21 protein-coding genes are annotated in these 23,624 nt (G+C 54.1%); 12 read left to right on the top strand and 9 right to left on the bottom strand.

The window, feature by feature from the left end:
- Positions 1 to 21: 21 nt before the first annotated feature.
- Positions 22 to 1,464 (bottom strand): PTS system trehalose-specific EIIBC component, encoded by a 1,443-nt coding sequence (gene treP, locus J3361_RS22540; protein WP_207966380.1) that lies wholly within the window; start codon positions 1,462 to 1,464, stop codon positions 22 to 24.
- Positions 1,465 to 1,708: 244 nt separating this feature from the next.
- Between treP and treR the strand changes: the two genes are divergently transcribed.
- On the top strand, positions 1,709 to 2,413 hold the full coding sequence (gene treR / locus J3361_RS22535; RefSeq protein WP_186705424.1) for a trehalose operon repressor: 705 nt from the start codon (positions 1,709 to 1,711) through the stop codon (positions 2,411 to 2,413).
- A gap of 116 nt (positions 2,414 to 2,529) precedes the next feature.
- On the opposite strand, the gene J3361_RS22530 is transcribed toward treR, so the two are convergent.
- From J3361_RS22530 to J3361_RS22525, 3 genes are read right to left on the bottom strand one after another with little or no spacing between them, the layout of a single operon-like run.
- Positions 2,530 to 3,054, bottom strand: coding sequence for a DNA-binding protein (locus tag J3361_RS22530; protein ID WP_207966379.1), 525 nt, complete (start codon positions 3,052 to 3,054; stop codon positions 2,530 to 2,532).
- 4 nt (positions 3,055 to 3,058) lie between these two features.
- Entirely contained in the window at positions 3,059 to 3,334 is a 276-nt protein-coding gene (locus tag J3361_RS29585) for a hypothetical protein (RefSeq protein ID WP_243458984.1), read from the bottom strand.
- Positions 3,335 to 3,370: 36 nt separating this feature from the next.
- A complete protein-coding gene (locus J3361_RS22525) occupies positions 3,371 to 4,231 on the bottom strand; it encodes a Fic family protein (RefSeq protein ID WP_243458983.1) in 861 nt (286 codons plus the stop codon).
- A gap of 692 nt (positions 4,232 to 4,923) precedes the next feature.
- Between J3361_RS22525 and J3361_RS22520 the strand changes: the two genes are divergently transcribed.
- The 5 genes from J3361_RS22520 (at position 4,924) to J3361_RS22500 (ending at position 13,430) form a co-directional block, all read left to right on the top strand.
- A complete protein-coding gene (locus J3361_RS22520) occupies positions 4,924 to 5,712 on the top strand; it encodes an alpha/beta hydrolase (RefSeq protein ID WP_207966408.1) in 789 nt (262 codons plus the stop codon).
- Between the two features lie 319 nt (positions 5,713 to 6,031).
- Positions 6,032 to 8,335 (top strand): autotransporter domain-containing protein, encoded by a 2,304-nt coding sequence (locus J3361_RS22515; RefSeq protein WP_207966378.1) that lies wholly within the window; start codon positions 6,032 to 6,034, stop codon positions 8,333 to 8,335.
- A gap of 966 nt (positions 8,336 to 9,301) precedes the next feature.
- Positions 9,302 to 11,140 carry a hypothetical protein gene (locus tag J3361_RS22510; RefSeq protein ID WP_207966377.1) on the top strand — a complete coding sequence of 613 codons (1,839 nt, stop codon included), beginning with the start codon at positions 9,302 to 9,304 and terminating at the stop codon, positions 11,138 to 11,140.
- Positions 11,140 to 12,024, top strand: coding sequence for a HAMP domain-containing sensor histidine kinase (locus J3361_RS22505; protein WP_207966376.1), 885 nt, complete (start codon positions 11,140 to 11,142; stop codon positions 12,022 to 12,024). The genes J3361_RS22510 and J3361_RS22505 overlap by 1 nt, the downstream gene beginning before the upstream one ends.
- Positions 12,021 to 13,430, top strand: coding sequence for a hypothetical protein (locus J3361_RS22500; protein WP_207966375.1), 1,410 nt, complete (start codon positions 12,021 to 12,023; stop codon positions 13,428 to 13,430). Before J3361_RS22505 ends, J3361_RS22500 begins: the two co-directional genes overlap by 4 nt.
- A 276-nt stretch (positions 13,431 to 13,706) precedes the next feature.
- Here the strand turns inward: J3361_RS22500 and J3361_RS22495 are convergent, their stop codons facing one another.
- Positions 13,707 to 15,992, bottom strand: coding sequence for a restriction endonuclease (locus tag J3361_RS22495; RefSeq protein WP_207966374.1), 2,286 nt, complete (start codon positions 15,990 to 15,992; stop codon positions 13,707 to 13,709).
- Between the two features lie 471 nt (positions 15,993 to 16,463).
- Positions 16,464 to 16,835, bottom strand: coding sequence for a CopG family transcriptional regulator (locus J3361_RS22490; protein ID WP_207966373.1), 372 nt, complete (start codon positions 16,833 to 16,835; stop codon positions 16,464 to 16,466).
- Between the two features lie 492 nt (positions 16,836 to 17,327).
- Here J3361_RS22490 and J3361_RS22485 point away from each other — a divergent pair, with 492 nt between their 5' ends.
- The 6 genes from J3361_RS22485 to J3361_RS22460 all read left to right on the top strand — a co-directional run bounded on the left by J3361_RS22485 (position 17,328) and on the right by J3361_RS22460 (position 20,945).
- Complete coding sequence (locus tag J3361_RS22485) at positions 17,328 to 17,537, top strand: TraC family protein (protein ID WP_124401818.1); 210 nt, start codon at positions 17,328 to 17,330, stop codon at positions 17,535 to 17,537.
- Positions 17,538 to 17,539: 2 nt separating this feature from the next.
- Positions 17,540 to 17,764: a hypothetical protein gene (locus tag J3361_RS29580; RefSeq protein ID WP_068967681.1), complete on the top strand. Its 225-nt coding sequence runs from the start codon at positions 17,540 to 17,542 to the stop codon at positions 17,762 to 17,764.
- A gap of 268 nt (positions 17,765 to 18,032) precedes the next feature.
- A complete protein-coding gene (trbJ, locus tag J3361_RS22475; RefSeq protein WP_207966372.1) occupies positions 18,033 to 18,827 on the top strand; it encodes a P-type conjugative transfer protein TrbJ in 795 nt (264 codons plus the stop codon).
- Between the two features lie 2 nt (positions 18,828 to 18,829).
- Positions 18,830 to 19,015, top strand: a complete 186-nt coding sequence (locus J3361_RS22470) for a hypothetical protein (RefSeq protein ID WP_207966371.1) — start codon at positions 18,830 to 18,832, stop codon at positions 19,013 to 19,015.
- Between the two features lie 2 nt (positions 19,016 to 19,017).
- Complete coding sequence (gene trbL, locus J3361_RS22465) at positions 19,018 to 20,622, top strand: P-type conjugative transfer protein TrbL (RefSeq protein ID WP_207966370.1); 1,605 nt, start codon at positions 19,018 to 19,020, stop codon at positions 20,620 to 20,622.
- 2 nt (positions 20,623 to 20,624) lie between these two features.
- A complete protein-coding gene (locus J3361_RS22460; protein WP_207966369.1) occupies positions 20,625 to 20,945 on the top strand; it encodes a hypothetical protein in 321 nt (106 codons plus the stop codon).
- A 438-nt stretch (positions 20,946 to 21,383) separates the two neighbouring features.
- Here J3361_RS22460 and J3361_RS22455 read toward each other — a convergent pair whose 3' ends face one another.
- Genes J3361_RS22455 through J3361_RS22445 form a run of 3 tightly spaced genes read right to left on the bottom strand, consistent with a single transcriptional unit; the run spans position 21,384 to position 23,322 of the window.
- Positions 21,384 to 22,223: an ABC transporter ATPase gene (locus tag J3361_RS22455; protein WP_243458982.1), complete on the bottom strand. Its 840-nt coding sequence runs from the start codon at positions 22,221 to 22,223 to the stop codon at positions 21,384 to 21,386.
- Positions 22,210 to 23,088, bottom strand: a complete 879-nt coding sequence (locus J3361_RS22450; protein ID WP_207966368.1) for a helicase RepA family protein — start codon at positions 23,086 to 23,088, stop codon at positions 22,210 to 22,212. The genes J3361_RS22455 and J3361_RS22450 overlap by 14 nt, the downstream gene beginning before the upstream one ends.
- A gap of 3 nt (positions 23,089 to 23,091) precedes the next feature.
- On the bottom strand, positions 23,092 to 23,322 hold the full coding sequence (locus J3361_RS22445) for an AlpA family phage regulatory protein (protein ID WP_169896450.1): 231 nt from the start codon (positions 23,320 to 23,322) through the stop codon (positions 23,092 to 23,094).
- Positions 23,323 to 23,624 lie beyond the last annotated feature (302 nt).

The raw sequence follows: 23,624 nt of genomic DNA, 5'->3' as shown, positions 1-23,624 counted from the left end.
CGAGCCCGGTTCCCACAGGGCTTAGGCCACCCGATAGCCCGGCCGGACGATCTTCATGCTCAACGCGCAGGTCAGGGCAAAGGGCACGCTCATGGCGATGACCATGCCGACCACGAACATCGGTATGTAGTCCGGCACGATGGAAATGAACCCAGGCAGGCCTCCCACGCCAATCGCCGAGGCCTTGATCTTGTTCAGCGACAGGAAAATGCAGCCCAGGGCCGAGCCGGCCAGGGCGCAATAGAAGGGGAATTTGTAGCGCAGGTTGACCCCGAACATCGCCGGTTCGGTGATGCCGAAATAAGCGGAAATCGCCGAGGTGGACGCCATGCTCTTGTCCCGCGCATTGCGGGTCATGTAGAACACCGCCAGCGCCGCGCTGCCCTGGGCCAGGTTGGACATGACGATCATCGGCCAGATGAAGGTACCGCCCTGGGTCGAGATCAATTGCAGGTCCACCGCCAGGAACATGTGGTGCATGCCGGTCACCACCAGCGGCGCATAGAGCAGGCCGAAGATCGCCCCGCCAATCACCGGCGCCAGGTCGAACAGCGCCACCATGCCTTCGGTGATCAGGATGCCCAGGTGGCGGGTGACCGGACCGATGATGGCGAGGGCCAGCACACCGGTGATTACGATGGTGGTGATGGGGATTACCAGCAGTTGGATCGCGTTGGGCACCCTGGCCCGCAACCAGCGCTCGATCACGCTCATGACATAGGCCGCCAGCAGGATCGGCAGGATCTGCCCTTGGTAGCCGACTTTCTCGATCCGGAACCAGCCGAAGATATCGAAATACGGCAGGCTCTGGCCTTCCAGTCCCGCCACCGCCTTGCCGTAGTTCCAGGCGTTGAGCAGGTCCGGGTGGACGAGCATCAGGCCCAGCACGATGCCAAGGATCTCACTGCCGCCGAAACGCTTGGCCGCCGACCAGCCCACCAAGGCCGGGAGAAAGACGAAGGAGGTGTTGGCCATGAGGTTGATCAGGCTCCAGACGCCGTCCAGGTTCGGATAGGCATCGAGCAACGTCTGCCCGGCAATGAACATGCCCTTGGCGCCCAGCAGGTTGTTGACGCCCATCAGCAGGCCGGCAATCACCAGGGCGGGCAGGATGGGCATGAACACATCGGAGAGCACCCGCACCAGGCGCTGCATACCGTTGCCCTTCTGCGCGCCCTGGCGCTTGACGTCGGCGATGGTCGCGGCGGCCAGGCCGGTCAGCTCGCGCAGGGCGGCGTAGACCTTTTCCACCTCGCCGGGGCCAATGACCACCTGGAACAGACCACCGGTGAAAAACGAGCCCTTGACCAGGTCGATCTGGTTCAGCGTGGCACTGTCCACCCGGGCCGCGTCCTTGAGGGACAGGCGCAGGCGCGTCACGCAGTGGGCGGCCTGCTCGATATTGTCGATGCCACCCAAGCTATGCAGCAGCTCGCTGGCGATTCTGGAGTAATCGTGGCTCATGCTTTTTTCTTCCGCGTCATTCTTGTTATTGAGAGTCGACAGCACGTGGAAGAGAAAGTACTCGTCTGTACGAGTTAAATCAACAACTCGTACAGACGAGTTATGTTTTTGTTTATGATGAGCCCCCGAATGTCCCGGAAACGTCCTACGCTCCTGCGGTCAAACGGTGACAGCTGAATGGACAAATCCCCCACTTGGCCCGTAAGGTTCCGCCCCGGTGAACAGCGCGGTACAGAGCCCCCCCATGAGCAAATACAACCAGATCTACAACGATCTGCTGACCAGCATTACCACCGAACGCCTGGAGCGAGGCGCCCGCCTGCCCTCCGAAACCGAATTGATGGATAGCTATCAGGCCAGTCGTGGCACGGTGCGCAAGGCCATCGAACAACTCCAGGAGCGCGGCTTCGCCCAGAAGATCCATGGCAAGGGCACCTTCGTACTGTCCACCCAGCCCATCGAATTCCAGCTCGGCGGCATCGTCAGTTTCCAGGAGACCTACCCGCGCCTGGGCAATGATGTCAGCACCGAAGTGGTCGAGTTCAGCCAGTTGCCATTGGAAGGCGCGCTGCTCGAGCACATCAAGGCCCCCGCCGGCAGCCAAGTCACCCGCATCAAGCGGGTCCGGCGAATCGATGGCAAGCGCGTGATCCTGGACATCAACCACTTCGTCAGCGACGTGATTCCCGGCCTGACCCGCGACATCGCCGTGCAGTCGATCTACGCCTTCATCGAACAGACCCTGCAACTGCAAATCGCCTACGCCCAGCGCACCATCGAAGCGGTCCGCTGCGGCAAGGACGACCAGCAGCACCTCGACCTCGAAGGCCAGAGCCATGTCATCGTGGTGAGTAACCAGACCTTTCTCCAGGACGGCCGGCAGTTCGAGTACACCGAATCGCGGCATACGTTGGATAAGTTTTATTTTTCGGATGTGGCGCGGCGGTGAGGTCGGTCTAGATGGCGGCCTTTATAGGCCGCGATCGAAAACTGTTGAAGCAAATCCAGCCAAGCCTGGACACGTCCACGTTGTCGGAATCCCGGCTCAGCGACTCCCCAAGGCGGTCATCCAACCAAAGCGTCCAACTCTTCGCAAGCCATACCAGACAACCGTCGGCCTTCTTTCGCAACGTTGACCCGCAATGCCACCTGGGCCACATCCAACACGTCCTTGGTAAGCGAATAGTTGCCCCTGGCCTGCAGCCACGTCAGCACGTCCGCCAAATGCCAAATAGAAGCACTTCCCTCGTGCACCGGCGTCGGGAAGCTGCCTGGATGAGCCAACATCAGCTTGCGCATATTCTGCCGAGACACACCTACGATCTCAGCAACGTCGGTCAGCCCGACCAAATCAGGCGCCACCTCGATCAGTTTGGCCGACGGCACCGCGCGATGGACGTCGGCCAGAGCGCTAAGCACTGCCTTGACCGCATCAGGAGCCTCGCGAGTGAACTCAAGCGCCAGCCGGCCCGGCTGCCCGATACCGACCAGAGCATCGTCGCAGCCCGCCTCTCCCAGCTGCTCGACCAGTTCATCCATGGCACAGCCATCGTCAGCAAGCTGATATTTCAAGGTAAAAATATATTCCATTGCTCTATTCCTCAGCATCGTCATCAGCCTCGCGCCGATTGCGATGCGCAGTGCAATTGTCCACGACGCGTCGCAATGCTCGTGCATGGTTGCCAGGGTTCTTCGGCGTGCTCCATATCGACGTCATACAGAACTCGCCGCAGCGGCACTCCACCTCTTTGTACGGGCAATAAACCCGCCCCCAGGCGTGACTGCCGCCAACGTCTACGCGCCACCCTTGCCCTTCGGCATACCTAAGCGTTTCTTCGATTTCTTTCTTCGGGTGCGTTGGACGAATCATCCGTGATCTCCAGTATTCGCATGACCAGCAAGGTTGTCAAATGACAACCTTGCTAATTTCGAATGGCTGCGCTACCCGCACGCCATACCGCTCGATGATAAGCGTGTGTCGGCGCCCGCTGAGGCGACAATCGTAGCGAAAGGTGACGGGGAAGCCGCATGAAGGGCTTAAACGGTCGACGGGCTTTCCCGGACGATAGCGATCAATCACAGCAGCACCCGCCCCACCGTCCTGCGCAAACGCCCGCGAGACGGCATCAACAATCTCGGCCCACACCCCAACCTGTTGCAGGACGGGCATTTCCTTGGCAAGCACATTGCTCAATTCGCCGCGATTCTGCTCAATTGAGCGCAGCACCCGATCTGCCTGTTGATCAAACATCTCGACCACCTCCTTCAGCATCGCCCGCGCCCGGGCGTGACTGCGCAGATAACGAGACTCTTCGCGCATCTGCTCGGTCAACGTCCGGCCAATGATATTGGCCAGAAACACGGTATGAGGTCCGAGATCCGGATAACGCCACAGCGGTCGGGCCTGGTCAGCACCTTGAAAAGAGAAGTTCGACACGACACCGTCTGGATAGGTCGTCTGCCGGGGCTCGAAGACTACTTGTTCGCGTACAGCCTGCATAAGCGGCTTGGACACCTGGTCCAGCACTCGATCGTAGCCCCGACGCTCGCCCGCATCATCTGTAATCACCGCTGAGATCGGCAGAATCACAGGATCCGGGATCACGCCGTCGCGTCGCAGTACGTCGTTGACCAAAAACCGGTGTACACGGCCGTTACCATCAGCGAGTGGGCGGATATAGACGAAACCAAAGGCTGCAACTGCGCTGCGCATCACCGACGACTGGCCTTGGGTCCTTTTGAGGAACACCCTTAGCCCTTCCAGCATCGCGCCGATCTCATCGGCCGCACTTTCACCACTTGGTCGCGGGATGCCGACACCAGCTTGGCTTCGTCAATGGCATCGACGTAATTGCCGCCCAAGCGCTCGGGCACGACCAGAGTATTTCCCGTCAGCCATTCATACAGAAACGCAGCACGACGCGCGTATTGTCCAGTAGGTTCGGCCGCTATCCAGTCCTGGACGAAACCAGGCCCTGTATTCTCGAACAGACGGGCAAGGAACTCCAGATGGGGACTTCATGGTGCAGATGGAACTGCAGATGCGCGGCAGGCTTCTCATCCGGTCGCATCGCTTCCGGGTAGGTTTCCAGGCGGAAGCCGTCGTTGACTTGAGTTGCGCGTCGTCCGCCCACTTGGCTCACCCCGACAGCCGTCCCAGAGGATGCACGCCATAGGCTTGTATCAGCCAGGCGGCGCCTATCGGGTCTGCGGGCAAATCGGTCATCAAGGGGCCTCCGCGGGCAAGACGGGTTTCACGGGTTTAGAAATGATGGCGTGCGCCTGATCTTGTCAGCTAACGGTTAAGATTGGATAAAAATGATTAGATCAAAAAAGCTGCGCACAAAAACGATTACCCCTGACAGTCAGCTTGTCTGAGGAAGAGGCTGAACATTCATGACGAGTAGATGCGTTCCCTATCGCCGGACATTGACCTGCTTCTATAAAGCCTGGATGGCGATGATCTGCGCGCTTCTCATCGCCTGCCAATCGCCGCGCGAGGCACTGCAACAACTGGCTCAAGAGCACGGCCGACAATTGGAGATCCTGCCGGGACACGCCTTCCCGCTCTTCATAATCGCGCCGCAAACTACAGAAAAGATGACGCGCCTGCGGATCTATCTGGAAGGCGATGGCCATTCCTGGGCGACAGCCACTCGACCCAGCCTGGATCCGAGCCCGCACAATCTGTTAGTGCCACGGCTGGCGGTCGATGACCCCACACCGAATGCGTACCTGGCACGTCCCTGCCAGTTCGTCATGGCCGCAGCCTGCCAATCGGCACTCTGGACCCATCGACGATTTTCTCAAGAAGTGGTCACCCGCCTCAGCCAGGCGCTTGACCAATTAAAACAGCGATATGGCAATAGGGAGTTCGAACTAGTGGGATACTCAGGCGGAGCCGCCCTTGCATTATTGTTAGCGGCGCAGCGCAACGATGTGACCCAGGTTCAAACCCTTGCTGGCAATCTCAGTCCCCGTCTGTGGGCTACGATGAAAGGACTGTCGCCACTCGACGGTTCACTGGATCCGCTGGACTATCGAAAGCGACTCGCCTTATTGCCCCAGCGGCATCTCATCGCAGAAGCAGACCCCATTATTCCAGGCAGCTTAGCGGATAGGTACCAGCAGGCGCTTGGCTCGCCCCTCTCCCAATGCGTCCGTGTGCCAGGAGCAAGCCATGATAGGGGGTGGGAAGCGACATGGAGCCGATGGGTTAAAACTCCGTTGGCACATGAAAATCCTTAGATGAAGAGTGGGCAGGTCGGTTTAAAACATCCGAAGTCCATCCCCCCTTAGTGCCCGACCCTGGCCGACCGCAACGAAAACCTAAAGTTCAACTTATTGCTGGATAATGTTGTAAAGCTTAAAAAAACAACTGTCGCGTCGCATTTTTTAGCGGCTTCTTCTTCATTCAGTCTTTTTATGGTGAATTTTCCTACAAGCATCGTGTAAATTTGCACGCGCTTGAATCAGCCATTCACTGACAAGCTGGCAAGGATGCCCAAAACAGACGCTGATGCGCTGGTTGTTCCTTGCCAGTTTTCTGCCCTGTAAGGATACTGCTTTGAACATTTCCCACCTGCGCCGCTCGTTGTTGGCGCTGTCCGTCGCGGCTGCCACTGCCACTGCCCATGCCGCACCCGCACTCGATCTCAACCACGACCTGAGCACAGGGGCATACAGCAGCTCCGGTGATGTTTTCAATAACGCCACCTTCACCGGTACGTCGAAAAATGCAGGGGTAGAGCTGACCAACGTGACCCTGGCGGGCAACCTGGTCAACCAGGGCAAAATCAACCTGACGGCGGCAAACCCCAGCGACATCCCGGCCGGTATCTCCATGACCCTCAATTCCACCGTCGCTGGCGACCTGGTAAATGAGGGTGACATGACGGTGAGCGGCAACGGCGCCATGGGGCTGGACCTGTATCTGGCGAATATCGCGGGTGAAGTGAACAACAACGGCAACATCACTGTGACCGGCGAGAATGCCAATGGCATGATGATCACCTCGACCCAGGCGCGCATCAATAACTCGGGCACTATCACCGCTCGCGGCATCGACTCCGCAGGTATCGAGATCGAAAACGGTCGCTTTACCGGTCAGATGGCAGGCGCTCCCCTCGAGAGTGATATCAATAACAGCGGGACTATCTCCGCCGACGGCGTCGGTATCCACTTTCTCAGTCTCGACACCTCCGGCGGTTTCGACAACCTCTCCATCAGCCAAACAGGTGGCTTGATCGAAGGCGGCACCGCAGCGATCCTCGTGGAGGACGATGCGTCTCCTACGTATTTCTACTGGCACGGGGGGCAAGTAAAGGGTGATCTGTTGGGCCTCAGCGGTGTGCTGGTGCGAGGGGACGCGATGTTCGATGGCTCGACTATCCGCACCGGCTACGTCGATATTGGTGACGGCCGCCTGACGCTGCTTCGCCCGCAGACCACGATTGTGGGCGACCTCGACCTGGACAGCGACACCGCGCGCTTGCGCCTGCTGCTGGACAACAACACACTGCCCAACACGCCGATTCTGAAAGTCACCGGCAATACCTACTTCTCTCAAGGCAGCCAGATCGAACTGCAGGCTCGCTCCGACGACTTCCGCACGTCGGCCCAGGGCACCCGCTATACCCTCCTCAACTCTGGCACTTGGGAAGAGCCGCAGAACCTGTCCGTGGTTTCCTCCTCGGCGCTGCTTGAGGTGAGGAACTTCGGCATTGAAGGCCAGGACGTGAAAGCACTGGTCGCTACCCGCAGTGATGAGGTGATCACGCAAGACCTGCTGGATGCCCGTGGTTCGAGCAACGCGGTGAACGCCATCAATCCGTTCAAGAACACGGTCATGGGCCAGATGGACGAAAGCGACCCGGTATTCCAGAGCTTCGCCAACGCCGCCACCAGTGAAGAGCTGGCCAAACTTGCCGAAACCCTGGCCCCGGACGTCAGCCGGGGGGCGATCAACGCCGCCACCAACAGCCAGAACCTGGTCGCTGGTGCCATCAACCGCCGCGCCAGCAAAGGGCGTAGCGGTCTGTCCTCCGGTGACGTCCTGGCAGAACAAGGCGTATGGCTGCAAGCGCTGTCCAGCGATGCCAACCAGGACAGCCGCCACGGTGTCGACGGCTACGACGCCAACACCAACGGCATCGCCGTGGGTGCCGACGGCAAGCTCAACGCCGATACCACCTTGGGCCTGGCTTACAGCTACCTGACCAGCGACGTCAAATCCGACCTGGGCAACAAAACCGACGTCAGCGGCCACGCACTGACCCTGTACGGCAACTGGACCCGTGACAACTTCTTTGTCGACACCTCGCTGATGTATGGCTGGAACGACAACGAGTCCAAGCGCTACATCGCCGGTACCCGCGCCAAGGCCGACTACGACAGTGAGATCTTCGGCGTCAACGCACTGGCAGGCTACACGTTCCAGCTCGACAAGCAGTGGCTGCTGGAGCCACAGATCGGTGCGCGCTATGCCAACGTATCGATGGATTCGTACCGTGAAAAAGGCAGCTCAGCCGCCCTCAACGTCGGCAGCCAGCGCTATGAAATCGGCGAAATGGGCCTGGGTGCTCGTCTGGCGGCCGCTTTTGACGTAGGTGTGGGCAGCCTGGAACCGGAAGCCAAGCTGATGGCCTGGCACGACTTCATCGGCGACAAGGCCGGCACCACCTCCACCTTCGTGCTCGGCGGTACGCCATTCACCACCACAGGCGCAACGCCCGCGCGCGACAGCTATGAGCTGGGGCTGGGCGCGAACTACCGCGTAGGCGCGTGGAGCGTGGGAGGGACGTACAACTACCTGACCAGCAGTGGTTTCGACGCCGACACCTTCACGGCGAACGTGCGTTACGACTTCTGATCAACGTCTGCGTCTGAAACAACAAAACCCGCCAATGCGGGTTTTGTTGTTTCAGGCTGAGGGTAAAGCTCGTAGCGCCTGGCGTCGATGAATCAGAACCGTCCCAGGCCGCAACAGCCTCTGCGCAGAAAAGCGCTATCGATACCCTGTCGGCATTACTCTACCGAACAGGGAACAGAGCGTTGCGGAGAAACCTCACTCCCACTCTATTATCAATAACGTCCAGACCTGCCTTTAATACTGAATGCTAATGAAACTATTATTTAAAGTACCATGAAAAGTACCATTGCATACGCCGCCATATTGATTAAAGCAGCGTCTACCTAGCATCCTAGCTAGCATGCCCAAGAAATACAGCTCCCCGTCCGGCCTCAAGAAATGCTATCAAGGCGTGGTTGGACTTATGACACCTTCGCCACATTTGCGTGCTGAGCAGTGCTGATCCCTTCGGCCAGACGTGAAGGAATACACTGTCCTATGCTGGACTCAAGGTGACCACGAGCTTGGATGGAGCCACTTAAATGCGTCATCTAATGCCGGGACACCAGCGCGACAATTGGACCCAGCTGAACCGCCCTGCATCGAATCTCGCAACGCAGACGGGCACAGCGTGTACCGCAATGAAGAAATCCCCCGTGTACGAGGGTCATCCTATACCTGTCAAAGTGGTGGTGTTCGACTAGGGCTCAATCTGCAGCGCCTTTCCCACACGCCGTCGGAAAACCATCGAAAAATCCCGATCTACGTCATTCCGCAGCCCGAAAATCGAGTGGACCGAGGAATATTAAGGTGCCATCGTCCACCTCTCAAGGCTAAACGTTGCTACCCAAACCTCCCGAGAGCATGATGCTGAAGATGTGCGTAGGGCTCCCACCTCTGTTGCAAACTTAACTGCCTGAGTGCGCAGCCAAGGACAGAGAGTAGGAAAACGAAAAGAATCACTTTAAGCAAAGGACTGGTTTAAGCATGTATATACAAAGAGTGCAGATTGAAGAAGGCTTTTTAGACGGCTTAGATGTAGAGTTCACCTCAGGATTAAATGCAGTAATTGGTGCAAGAGGAACAGGTAAAACGTCACTAATAGAAATAATTAGGTTTTGCCTCGATGTAAACAGCACCACGTCGGAGACCACTAGACGAAGTAAAGACCACGCTCTATCAGTTCTCGGCTCTGGCCAGGTGACTGTAACACTCGTAGACGGCGAAAATACTATTTTAGTTAGCCGTACAGCCAGCGATGCGGCACCTAGAGCAACGGCTCAATATAGAAAACCCGTAATCTTCTCGCAAACCGAAATTGAAACTGTGGGACTTGAGGCAGCAGGTCGACTCAGATTACTCGATGGATTTGTGAAAGCGCGACCGGACACTGACACTCAAGAGAGAGAGTTGATCACAGAGTGCCGTACTTTGACACAGCAGGTCGAGCTGTGTAGAAAAGAAATCGACGACTTTGAACAAACTCAAAAAGCACTACCCGCATTAAGAGAAGAACTGAAACTAATAATCCCAGCAGAGGAAAACGTTTCAAAAAGCTCTGAGACCCTCCAACAAAAAACAAACTTGCTATCCGTACAGGCTACTACGATATCCAGCGTAAGTGTAATGCTAGAGCAAGTAACGCGCATTAAAAATAATGTAGCTAGCTGGAGCCATGAAATAAAAAGAGGCATCGATAATGCACCTGTAAACTCAGCAGAATTTGAGCACGCAGCGCTAGTGTTATTAAAACCACTTCTGGAAAGAATCGAGGGTGTGAAAGGCAGACTCGGAGCAGAACTAAACGAGGCAGTAAGCATATATCATGAGCTGGACGGCGTAATAACCAACTTCACAGGCAACAAGGTAATCTTAGAGGACCAAGCCCGCCAGCTAAGACAGGAAGTAGAAAGTCTACAAGCAGGCTCTGGAAGCGTCCTCAGAAAAGGACAAGAAATTCGGGAAAAAATAGCGAAACTTGAATCAATAACATCCTATTTGACTTCGAGAAAGACAATACTCGCCCAACTCATAGGAAAAAGATCTGAAGCACTCGATAAACTTGACAAAATACGCGAGGAACGTTTTGCCGCTCGCTCTGCAGCAGCAGATTGGCTGAATAAAATTGTTGCGCCGAATATTAAGGTATCCGTCTATAGAAATGGGCAGTCCAAGGGATTTTCTGCGGCCATTTCAGAAGCGCTTAGAGGAAGTGGCCTTAGATATGCTGATGCGGCAGACGGCATAGCAGCGAACTTGAGCCCCCGCGCTTTGCTTGAGGCTGTCGATAACTTTGATGTGGGGCTAATCGAAGACGCTGCTAGCATCACTTCGGATAGAGCATCTCGCATACTTTTGCACTTAAAAAGTTGCGAGCTAGGTGACTTATGCACTATAAATATTGAAGACGAAACTTCTCTACAGCTACTGGACGGAACCGATTACAAGGACATATCAGAGCTATCGACCGGCCAGCGCTGCACGGTAGTACTTCCATTAATCCTATCGCACATGAACCGAATGTTGATTGTGGACCAGCCTGAGGACCATATCGACAATGCATTCATTGCAGAAACCCTGATTAAAGTTATCTTATCAAGGGGTGATCAGGGACAAATCATTTTTTCTACTCACAACCCTAATATTCCCGTGTTAGGTGATGCGGACCTAGTCCTACACCTAGGGTCAGATGGTCGTCGAGGGTTTAGACTTTCATCAGGACCGTTAGAAAATATAAGTATTGTAAATGCAATCAGCACAGTAATGGAGGGTGGCGCCAAAGCTTTTAGTCAGCGAGCTAAGTTCTACGGGGAGCATATAAAATAATGACCCGAGAGGAAGCGCTAATCACTCTATCGAATGGCAATTCGCATGCTAGATTTACAGCAATGCGAGCTTTAGAGCGTTTGGCACTTGACACAGACATCCAAACATTATTAAAAATAAAAGCAGCAGAAACAGACTTAATCCTAATTAGACGAATTGAACGCTTGATCACTAACCTCGGAACCAGTAGATCTATCGAAACTTTCGAAATCGACCCTACCCCTCCTGAAGTTAGAAAAAAACTCCGTGCAGAAGCTATTGAGTGGGTGGCGGGACTTCTGCTTCATGAGATAGGCTCTAAACTGGGTCTTTTAGCTAGTACCGTTTCTAAAGAATTAGCCAACTATGCTGATTCAGACACAAAAAGACGCATCGAACATTTACAAGACACATTTGATGGAATTGAAGAACTTAAAAAAGCCACTTCTGTACCTAAACCGGTCGAAATGGATCTTCCGACGTTAGTTAGTGACTTAGTAGAGCTCGAAGCTACAGACAAAGAAATTGAAATTTCACTTGTAGGTCGAACTCCGTTGATTATTTTCTGCGACAGGGGTCTTTTGAAGCTGGCATTATGCAATGGTATTAAAAACGCAATTGAAGCATCTCTATCTATTGCCAGTGCAGAGAGAAAAGCTTCTGTAGTGGTGAGCTGGGGGCAGACAGATATTGATAACTGGATTAGTGTCATTGATAACGGCCCCGGCCTACCAAGCAATGTCACACACTCATTCACTCTGGGCGAAACAAGCAAGCCTGGGCATTTAGGCTTCGGACTGGGTATAGCGAATCAGGCAATTGAAACGCTACATGGTACTGTCGAGCTCCGTAACTCTGGATCAGATGGAGCTGTTTTTGAATTGAGATGGAGCTTGAACGCATGAAAATATTAATTGTAGAAGATGACGTGGAATTTGTTGGGGAAATACAGTCTCGAGTAACCGCAATATGCCGAGAGCCTTCATATACGATAGCGGGAAGCTTCCAAGAAGCAACCAGCGCAATTGAGTCTGATTTTTTTGATCTGATATTTCTGGACTTGAAAATACCTACGGTACCGGGCGGGATGGATAGTGATCCCCAGCATGGGCGAAATCTACTAGACATTGCTATCGCGAATGCGCCGGGCACGCCAGTATTTATGCTTACGGGGTCATCCGCTGAACAGTTCCTTTCCGACATGATGGCTCTAAGCCACCAGGTAGACATATGGGGCCAAGGTAAACTCCTACCGCTTATAGGATTTCAGCCCAAGCATCGACTCGATATGTTGGATGATAAAATCAAACCATATATAGATGCATTTGATAGTGTTTGCGAGGTGGAGCTAGACCTGTCGTGTGAGATATCCACTCCGACAAACAGACTGATAAGGATCTTCACTGCATCTGTCGGTGGAGTATTCTGCAAGGTTGCGAGAATAAACAGCGGATTGTCTGTCGCATCCGTTTATAAACTTGAGGTTAATGATGGAAGTGGGAGCAGGATTCACAACTCAATTGCAAAAATTGGCCCACCCTCTGAAATCCAGGATGAAGTTGAGCGACACGATAGATTCATATCAAGATTAGAACCGAATGCTACTCCGCGTAAGGTGGCAGTATTAGCCCATGGCGCTAAGAAGACTTCCGGCGTATTTTATAGCTTAGCATCAGCATCCGAATTAAACGGTTTTTCGTTTATAGAAAATGATTCACTTGCTCTAATTGAAAGATTGAAAGATTGCGTTCATCCTTGGACAGTATCTGCCACTCAACGTAGAACTACAGTCAAGGATATTCGAAGAGCCTTTATCGATGACGATGCTTTTAAGGCTGTATCGCATCTCATCGCCAATGACTGGACGGAAAAATTTGAGACCAATCCCATCTATGTGATGTGGGGGTGTGTACATGGCGACCTACATGGCCTAAATATTCTCGTATCTCCAGGCTCAATTCCGGTATTGATTGACTACGGCGATGTTGGAGAGGGGGCGCTTAGTACTGATGCGATTACCTTTGAACTCAGCGTATTTTTTCATCCTGAAGGTCCGTATAAAAATATCGAATGGCCAAGTGAAAGCACAGCACTATCTTGGGGGCAGCCAGAGTTTATAGACGATCAATGCCCAGCTCCCGAGTTTTTCAGTGAGTGCCGTAAATGGGCAGAAACGGTATCCGTGGGTAAACGCGAACGGGCGGCCGTCGCGTACGGTTATTTAGTCAGGCAGCTAAAATACGAAAACTGTAATATTACGAGAGTGAACGCGCTATTATCTGGGGTAAAAAAATTATTCGATACCGCATAATATGCGATACAGGAATGTGGCAAAAACTTCCGACGCACTAGGGACTCTAATCACTCTAGCGTCGGAAAGCTTCAAATAAATATCAGTTTTACCTAAAAGCCAGATCAACATCTTTAATACATTGCCTACTGATAAAAAGCCTTCCATATTCAGAAAGATATCATCGATTGATCACTCACGATTCAATATCAAAATCCTAATATGGTGTCGAGGCACGTCTCCATATAGCAGGCTTGTTTCCCTAAACGAAAGGCAACGCACTAAATGTGGGTCAGCCTAGCGTTCAAGGAGAGAGGTGAAAAGGTCTCGAAGAGCTTTGTCGTCAAAGCTCTCCTCACCACTCTTCTTAGACGACGGAAAACTTGGAGAGGAGGCGCGACTGCTACGGTCTTCAATCTCGTATATGCGATCCTCGATGGCTGAAACGGCGCTATTCAAAACAGCGTTCGACACACCGAAACGCGGCGCGAACTTTTTCAGGGCATCAATCCGATCCGACAGAGAGGACTCGCTATCATCCTCGCGAATGCGGCTAGTATTCTCATCGAAATCTTCGAGCACTGCCGCCCGCAAGGCACTGGTAATGTTGGCGGGCAGCCCCTCCGTTGCGTCCACCGCATCGATAAGTGTGGAGAGCATGTCACATGAGCTCCAGCGTATAGTATCCGTGAGCGCCTTTTCTAGGAGCTCAAGGAACTCCGCCTCGTAAATGAACTGGCGACCATAGCCCCTGTCACTTAGCCGGCAAAATAAGTCGATCAGAGCCTCCCCATCTGACCATGCACCGAAGCCTTGCTGTGGATTGCGGACAATCACCATGATGCTTTCGGCAAATAGCTGATCGTTCGTGAGCTGCCACCAATCCATCAGCATTCGGAGCCGCTTGGAGTTTGCGGCATCATTGTATTCGAGCGAGCGGACGTCCCCAGCTCGCGGACGCCAGTGTGGACGCGTTTCGATCATCCCCAGCATGCCAACGCAGGCTCTGGCGATCTTCGTTTGATCGACTTCGCTGAGCCCGTCCGGATGCACGAAGTCCCACAGGCGCGACAACCAGTCGATGGAAGCCGCAGTGGGAACAAGGCGAATAAGAAGGTCAGTGTCCAGCAAGTATGTTGAGAGATAGTCCTTAAGTGAAGGGTTGAGAAAAGAGACGATTGGGCCGCTGATGTTGACTATGCTGACAAAGCTACCTTCCAGAATGCGAAGGGCTTCTTCGAAATCCTTAGGTCCATGTGCCAGACCGTAGGCAGTGCTTATCGCGGTATGCAGGGTCTCGAAAGAGGAGCGAAGAGTGGCGAGGTAAACCCCGTATTCCGCGAGGAAAAACATCGCCATCAGGAGGTGCCTGCATCGATGATCAATGTGCATCCGGAAAGCGGTATCCCAAATCTGGCTAGGATTGTTCAGGGCGCCGATAAAAGCTGCGGAATAGTTTGCGGGTTCAATATCACCGATGCGAAATGCATCGGTCATGGCCTCAATGACACGTGGGTTATAGTTCTTGTGATCAACAATTTCCGCGAGCTTATTGCTTTCCAATAGCGCCAGGATATGGGACTGCGGTGTCTCTAGTACTAGAAGATGATTGTAGAGAATCCGCGCCTTGATCCGGCGGGTATAGATGCCAACATCAAGCACGTACTTCGTCACATCGAGGCGCTGGTCACCAAGATGTTCGGAGACTCTCCGGGCTTCCTCAAATATGTAACCCCTCGTCGTCAGTATAAAACGGGCGTTCGGTGAGCGTCGTACGCGGCTCATAAACCGCGCTAGATCAGAATCCTTGTGCGCTAGAGCTTGTCGGTCAAGAGAGACTTTTCCTAAGAAGTCGTCGAAGAGGAATACCTGCTTTTTGCTGTCGGTAATGGCAGCGAAGCCGTCCTCCAGACTGCGGATGGGAACGAGCTCCCACTGCTCGCTCAGGAAGGTGTAGCAAAGCATCTCGGCCAGGGTCGTTTTGCCAACGCCCGGTGGACCAGAGATGATGAGAAGCCGATGTTTCTCTAGTGAAGCTAGTGATTCGTCGAAACTGGGGTTTGATGCATAGACGCGAACCTTTTGTTCGATGTCTTCCTTCGTGAACGCTGCAAAGGTGTGGGCCGCCGCATGTACGACCCGCTCCAAAACACCCGCTCCCGAGAGCCACAGTTTGATGTGCGACTTGAGGATGTCTGGATACTTCCGGAGAAGGCCGTTGATGTCCCCTGGACCAAAAATATCCGCTTCAGACTTCAGGCTTGTCCCTATGAGCGAGGCGAGCTTGCCCTTGCCAAGCGGAGTGAACTTACAGGAGGTCGCAAGAATATATCGGGTGGGAGCCAGCTTATCGATGGACAAGCGCTCACGTTTCATCGCGCCCATCAGTTGGCTGAACGGCGAACCTTCGTAATGCTTCGCCTGGAGGATGACGTTACCACTGGCCTGCGCGTGCCGACCGTCAATGCCGCCATCTGGCCCTGCACTGAATGCCTCGAAGCGAAGTTCCTCTTCTTTTCCGATGAGATCCCGGACCAGGTCCTCAAAGTCCGCCGATGAGAGATTTCTAAAGTCATAGTTCATGCGGCAGTATCGTCCATTAAAAATTTCGCTCCTATCAACTGCTGTCAGCACACACGCAGTGCGGCGGCTAAGCGAGCAGATCCTCAAGCACAGAATCAGATCTGGGGAAAACTGGATGCAACGATTCGCCGAAATTAGGCGTTCTGGTACTACTCGCGCGCTCCAAACGCAAGGGATAGCTGGTGTAACAAAATAGCCAGTTCTGCTGGGCTGCCTTCGCGGAGCACGTCGGCAAGTAGTTCAGCCGCGTATGCTGGGTCAGCACGGAGCTGCTCGGACATTGCTTCACTGTGCGGTCGATCTTTCATCTGGTCCTCCCCCTAACGCATAGTGACCTGCGCGCTCAAGCCAACCAATAGCATACGTTGAGTAATTGAGCGACGGCATCGTTCTCAAAATATTCCGAGGGGCAGCCAAACGCCTATCAGTCTTTGTGGATTGCACAATCCAATAGCTGTTCAGAACTAGGAATTACCTGTGAGCTTTGACAATCGCTCCCATCTTCACTCCTACAGCCACCTGCAACCTCCGAAACTCCATCATCACACTTTCCACATCAATTGCGTTCGCGCCTTCTCCACGCTTCTCTGCAAGCCAGAGTTTTAACAGACCAGCAACCCGCCCGAGGTCGCCACTCACCTTGGCCAAGTCACCCACGGCGGTCAGGTCAACGACCGACCGAATGGGCGTGTTCATGCCTATGGCGCGAAGGTAGCCTGATCGGGACATGCCAGCTTCTTTGGCCCTATTCGTGATCACCGCCTTTTCCTCGTCAGTGACCCAAACCTCGATTGGCTTGCCGCGTCGGCGAGCCGTTGTTTTTTCTTCGGTGCCACCTGTCATGGGTGCTCCTGCCGTCGCTGTGTTTTTGCTCTTAGACGCGGCAGCGGCTGCACGCCTCGCAGAGCAAGATACGTTGAGCCGAAGGCGAATAAGGGTAAGTGTTGGGAGGGTGTGGGCTTGCCCGCACCCGTACAACACACATCTTGCCGTCTGCCTGGGTGCAATTAAAAGAAATTTATTGCTAATAGTCGTTTCGGCAAAGTCAGTTGCCTTAAATTTCCTTGAGTTGCGTTAATTCTCTCTAAGTTGCCTAGAGCTGCATTAATTCAGGTAAGGAATTGCCTAAAATTGCTTTGAGTTAACTTAATCGACTAAATTTAAATGAATGAATCAAACAGAGCGGAAAAAGTATGAGCGCCGGCCAACTTACCGCGGCCACGCTTAGCTCGTAGCGACGCCGATCCTGATATGGCTAACAACTCCAGCGGTCGCTAGAATCTCCGCTACCCACAATAGATCAAGGTCGAAATGGCACCAAAAGGAGCATGAAAAATGGCTAGAAAAACCCTTTCTGAGCGTCGAGCTGACGCCTGTTCTGAACTAGAGATGGCTAAGGCAAGGCTTGCAAAACTAGACAATGAGGCAGCAGAAAGAATTGCAAGAATTGCAATAAAATCAGGATTAGTTAATCTTGATCTCGCGGACGATCACATCCGGGAAGAATTCGACAGAATCGTGGAAAGGATAAGCAAGAGGAATTGATTATGAAGACAGCTCACCGCATCAGCGCTTTGGCCACTCAACTCAATGAACTGCAAGCCTGCCTCGGCCGAGCCAGTGGGCAATCTAGTAAGCGCATTGCGGAGGCCCAGCGCATCGCGGCCGAGCTAGCTTCTTCACTCGAAGAGTGGCACCTTGAGACGCTGCACATCCCTGAAACTGAGCGTTGCCTCTATCGCACTCATAATCCTTATTACGCAGCCCACTGACGCCGCGCACCAACTTATAAAAAGCTCACTTCAGTGGGCTTTTTTCGTCCGCAAAACGCATCAAACCGGACAGCCAACTCTTCTTCCTTACAAAAGAAAAAACCTAGAAAAGCCAGAGAGTTGCCATCATTAAAAGGGTTGATTAACGGACAGTTTCCGGACGCAACTTATTGCAATCTATGCGGATAGACTATTATCCGCATATTCAAAACAACGACATATCGGAGAATAATCAAAACTCAAGCTACTACAAAATTAGGTATTCGGTATGGAAATAGAATCGCAAAAAACGTCAGTTTATGTCGCTCGGATATTCGGCCGAGGCGCGGCGCTAGCTGTGGCAATGGCAACCACAAGCCTTGGTGTAGTTCTCTATATGACACCTGCCCCGGCTTACGCCATCTACTGCTCTAACTGCTCGACGTTCTATCAACAGATGTTCGAGTACGCCGAGCAGGTCAACACGGCGCTGAACACCGCCGAGCAACTGCAAACGCAAATTCAGCAGTACCAAAACATGGTCACGCAGGGCACGGGGTTGCCCGATTCGATGTTCGGCAGCATCGCGGCTGACTTGAAAAGCGTGGTCAACATCTACAACCGCTCGCAGGTCTTGGGCCGCCAAATCCAGAATATGGATTCGCAGTTCAACACGGCTTTTCCTGGTTTCGAGTCCTACCTGAATCAAGCAGCAAACTCGGCACAATTCCCGGCACGGAATCGTTATCAGAAGTGGTCTAAACAAGGCAGCGACAACGTAAAGACAGCACTTGAGGCGGCAAATCTCAATACCAGCACGTTCGAGTCTGAAGACACTCAGCTTAATCGCATGGTGTTCCGTTCGCAGTCAGCCGTAGGCCGCATGCAAGCTATTCAGGCGGGCAACGAAATTGCTTCCCAGAACGTGCAGCAACTGCAAAAACTGCGCGATCTGATGGCCACCCAAATCAATATGCAGGGCAACTACATGGCCCAGCAAGGAGATCGGAAGGCCGCTAGCGAAGCTGCGGAACAACAATTCGAGGCTAGGAAAAATAACTGGGGAGCGTCGGAGGATTTCTAACCATGTTTATTTCTAAGATTTTTATTGCTGTGTTGTGCATCGTTTCTGCTCTTAGTGGTGCTTTTGTGTCCGGTGTCGTTGTGTCCGTCAGTGCTGAATGCGTGACTGCTGAACGGCATACGCCGACAGATGCCGATAAAAAATTCGAAGCCCGGAAGAACGACTGGGGTCCATCTGAGGATTTCTAACTATGCAACGTTCAGCACTTCTCGCATTCATCGGTGCGGCGCTATTGTTTTCGGTCGGCACTGCTGCGGCAGCAGGAGACATAACTCAGGGCAATGAAATGAATGGCCTTTTGCGGATGCTGTATGACGCCGCAAGTGAATGGTCACCACGGCTCCAGGGCTATGCACTAACATTACTGGGTTCCCTTGCAATAATTCAGCTGGTGTGGACGTTCATGCCTCTAGTCATGAAACAAGCTGACTTAGGCGAGATTGTCGGTGAGTTAATCCGCTTTTTCATGGCAGTCGGCTTTTTCTACGCCATTATTGAGCATTCCGTTCCTTGGGCGACAGCAGTAGTTAATAGCTTCCGGGAGGCGGCGGGCACGGCCAGCGGTTTGGGCCGAGCACTTCAGCCGGGTGATATGTTCGCAGTGGCTGTCGATTTCTCACGCTCTATCGTAGAGGGAATCTCTGTATTCTCTCCGGGTAAAGCGATCCTCATCGCGATTGTTGGCTGTTTAGTTTTATTGTGTTTCGCATTCATCGCGGCATTCATGTTTGTGACGCTAGTAGAGTCGTATGTCATCATCAACGCCTCGGTGCTGTTCTATGGTTTTGGTGGTTCGCAGTGGACACGCGATTTTGCTATTGCTCCGCTCCGCTTCGTTATTGCAGTTGGCGCTAAGCTGTTCGTCCTAACGTTGATCGTAGGCATTATCGTCACGTCAGCGAAGTCGTGGTTAGCGGCGTATACGAACGACGAAGCGTCTTTGATGACATTGGCGGGCTTGGCTCTGGTATGCGCTTATCTGACTAAAACTATTCCCGAATTGATCGGCGGGATGATTAGTGGCACGTCTATGGGGGGCGGATCGGCAATCGGTGGTATGGCGGCGGCTGGTGCGGCTGGTGCAGCGGCGGCCATCGCAACCATCGCAACAGCAGGTGCCGCAGCTCCTGCGGCGGCAGCGATTGGCGCGGGCGGGACAAGTGCAGGCGCGGCCGGTATGGCTGGCGGCCTTGCTGGTTCGCTCAACTCCAGCATGGCCGCCGGTGCTACCTCCGCCGGTGGGGCGGCGACCTCTGCCGGTGGCATGGCGTCATCTGCAGGCGTTGGCACCAGTACCGGCGGTGGGGCCGCCGCTAAGGGTGCGGGTTCGACCGGTTCGCGTGTAGGCGGCAGCACTGCTAATTCGACACAATCGACTTCACCTCCGCAGCCCAGCAGCGGCGTGCAGCAGGCCGCCAGACAGGCTGGAAAGGCTGCGCAGGGCAACGACGACAAAGACCCGCAGGCGACACCAAAAGGGGGATCTGTCAGCGCCGGTAACGCGCTTTCACAATCGACCAGTGGTGGCGCAAAGATGCTCGGCGTGATGGCCTCGATGGCGGTGCCGGGCATGGAGAATTCGCACTCGCTGTCTCTTGGTGCAGGATCTCCGCCACCTGTTCCCGACGGTGCCAACTCGACCGTTCCAGCCAATGGCGCGGAAACAACCGCGGAAGCTGCACAAACGGAATCTAACGTCATCCGTCCAGCCTCGGACGCAAGCCCCGCTACAAGTCGCCTAGCCTCGCTCAATGTGCCCGGCACGGTCTCAAACAACGACACCTCGGAGAAATAACCATGATGGACATACTGATGTTCGCTGGATTCGTAGTATTCGCATCGACGTTTGCCATCGGCATGTGGGCGCTCGGCCGATGGCTACGTAGCAAGGGCTACGGGCCGCAACTCGATAGGCTAGATCGCCAGTACACGGCCTTGCAGCTTCGAGTAAGCCCGCTCGCCTTGTCGGCTTCCTATCGCATGTTTGTCGGGGCACAGGCTATGAATCGTCTACCTTTGCTGGGCAGCAAGAATAACGCAGCCCTGAATCAGCAGGCGTTGATGGCCATCCAGGCTGTACAGGAGGCACAGAAGCAAGAGACGCCCGGCAAGCGGTGATTGCTGATCTGACCCGCAAAACCCCGCCTCTGTGCGGGGTTTTGCTTTCCAAACGCAGCCTCTCCTGGTCACGTTGACGTACAGGCTTTGCGGGCTACTCGCGATATTTCATTACAGGGCTAATCCCGACTATGCCGGACAACCAAACGGGCTTCGCTATTAGTAATACGCACGCACTTGTCTCAACTCCGTCCGTGCCCCTGTAAGGCGATGCGCTGCGCTCTGAACGATTTTTTGGCTATGTGCACCCACAGAAATCACCGCGCCCTTAAAAAGCATTTTTGACGGCTTCTGCGGCCTTCTGGCAAGCCAAAAAGGGTCTGGAGGCTCCTAGTTCTTCCTTTTTGGTGTCCAGCGGCCGTAGGCCGACCGGCGAGGCCGGACCGCGCCTAAAGCGCGGGCCGCGCCGCGCAGGGACTGAATATCCTGAATATCCTGCTAGTTCCGGGCGGGTGTGGCACGCACCGGGCGTGTGTGAAACGTTTCCGGGCGTGTGTGGCACGCCATCGGGCGGGTGTGAAACGCTCCAGGGGTTGAGAGCACCGCCTTCTTAATGCGATCACCGTCAAGCATAAGCCCAATCCGCCGTAGGTCTTCAGCATCATCCTTGATCCTCTTCCGCGCATTGCGCATGTTTTGACTTGAGACTTGTCCAGCAACCGCCCCAATAACGGTGTCCATATACCAACCGCCTACTGGCACTACTTTGTGGCTCAAAACGTGCCGAGCTACTGCTTGGCTGATGCCGTGCTGGAGCCGGGCTATGGGGGCCGGGTCGTAGTAAAGGCTCAGATCATGTTCAAGGAGCATCATCAGTGCAATTCCGAGCCGCACCCGCCATAGGTTGCGCTCTCCTCCTGACAGAGGATCGGGACGTGTCATAGGTGAAGGGATAACGTGGTCAATCAACCCGCCGATGATGGGAAAATCAAATTGCGGCGTTTCAATTGTGATCGTTGCAGCCCGAAGTTCGGCTAGCAGCTTTTCGAGCTGTGAGAAGCTGTAGCGGCTATCGGAAAGTGTCTTTCTCACTCGCGCAGGATCTACCAGAAGTTCTACGCCACCATCGGAGACAGGCCGTCGACGTTCTGCGCAGTACAGGACCGCTTCCAATACATCCGCGTGTCTCTGCCCTAACCGACCTGCCACGCGGCAGCGCCCAAATGATGTCTCTGCCCAATCACCTTCGCGCAGCCGCGGGCGCTGGCTAGGCTGATAAAGCATCACTCTGGCCTGTGCGATAGTACTGGTGGGGACCACGGAGTTACCACCGCTCATCGTCACCTCCGTTTGCGACTTGCAGAGGGCTCCCTTTCCTCACTTCCGCCAGTTCAACCGGCACAAGAACGCCGCCTTCCTGACGCTGGTACCACTGATCGAGCGGGGTGGCATCGTAGTTCTGTTTGCTAACACCAAAACGGACAAAAAAACTGCGCCTGTCATTGCCAATAGCCTGTCGCTCATAGGTGCGGTCACTTAGTCGATTTGCTTCGTCCTCGGTCATCTTGGCCACGAAGCCGCACCAACGGGCGTTATCGATAAGAGCTGATGCACCACGCGCTGCCTGCTGCTGATCGGTTTGCCCATCGCGGGCGCTACCCTTGCTGACATGATGAAGGTACAACACCGATGCTCCCGTGTTGGCAGCAACGTGCTCAAGCGTAGCGACAAGCCGCGCCATGTCACCGTTGCTATTCTCGTCACGGTCGTGAATCCTGCTGAGTGTGTCCAGTACGATCAACCGGGCACCGGCGCAAAAATCGGTGATCCGGGCAAGATGCCGATCATCCATTACGTTCAGCCGCTTACCCATTATTGGCTCGAGGGTAAGGTTTATTGCGATGGATTCACGTGCCTGCTGATTCAGGTGCCGACCGATGGCATGAATCCGGCGCACCAGTGCGGCTTCTGGGTCTTCTCCTGCAAAGTAGACGACGCGGCCAGCACATGCTGGGGCAAGCCCTACAAGATCCCCGCCCGCAACGCTGCATGCGATGGCCATTGCAGCTTCCAATGCCCAAAAGCTCTTGCCTGTGGCTCCTGGGGCTACCAACGCTCCTACTGTTCCAGCAAGAAAACCCGGCCAAATGAAGTCTAGAATGGGAGGCTCGTTCTCGAACGCAGCCCGCAAGTCAATCGCCACAATTCAGGCCCCCATTCCTGGTCGGGGAGCCGGGCCACTGCCCTTGCATGCATCAATCCATTCTTCGACCTCGCACAGATCCCACACGACCTTGCGGCTACTGAGCGCAATCCGGCGAGGGAATTTTCCCTGCTTTTCAAAGTTGTAGATCGTGCGCTCGCATAGCGGAATCATTGCCAGCAACTGTTTCTTGCTGATCAGTATTTTGCTCTCTTTTCTCGATTCTTTTTCCACACCGAATACCCCATTCCGTCATCACTCGAGGTTCGATTATTGCCCCACATTTCCTGTATTTTCCAGCAAATTTCCTGAATTTTCCCATCAAAATCAATAAGTTAACTGTCCGACTAACGTCTAGTTTCGGGACAGACGCAGCCACGCAATGTCTTGTTTTATCGGCAGTTTTATTGTATGCGTCCGGCCAACACACCTTCCTGACCCCGACGCCAAAGGCGATGGTGTCCACCTGATTTAAGTGGACACCATTTCTAGCCTTTTAAGCGGGTCTTTCATGCAGCCACAACGCCGTTCTTACT

This window comes from Pseudomonas sp. OA65 (genome assembly GCF_017498305.1).
GTDB lineage: Bacteria > Pseudomonadota > Gammaproteobacteria > Pseudomonadales > Pseudomonadaceae > Aquipseudomonas > Aquipseudomonas zanjanensis.
Note: the sequence above shows the minus strand (reverse complement) of the source record. Positions and strands in the feature narration are given on the sequence as shown.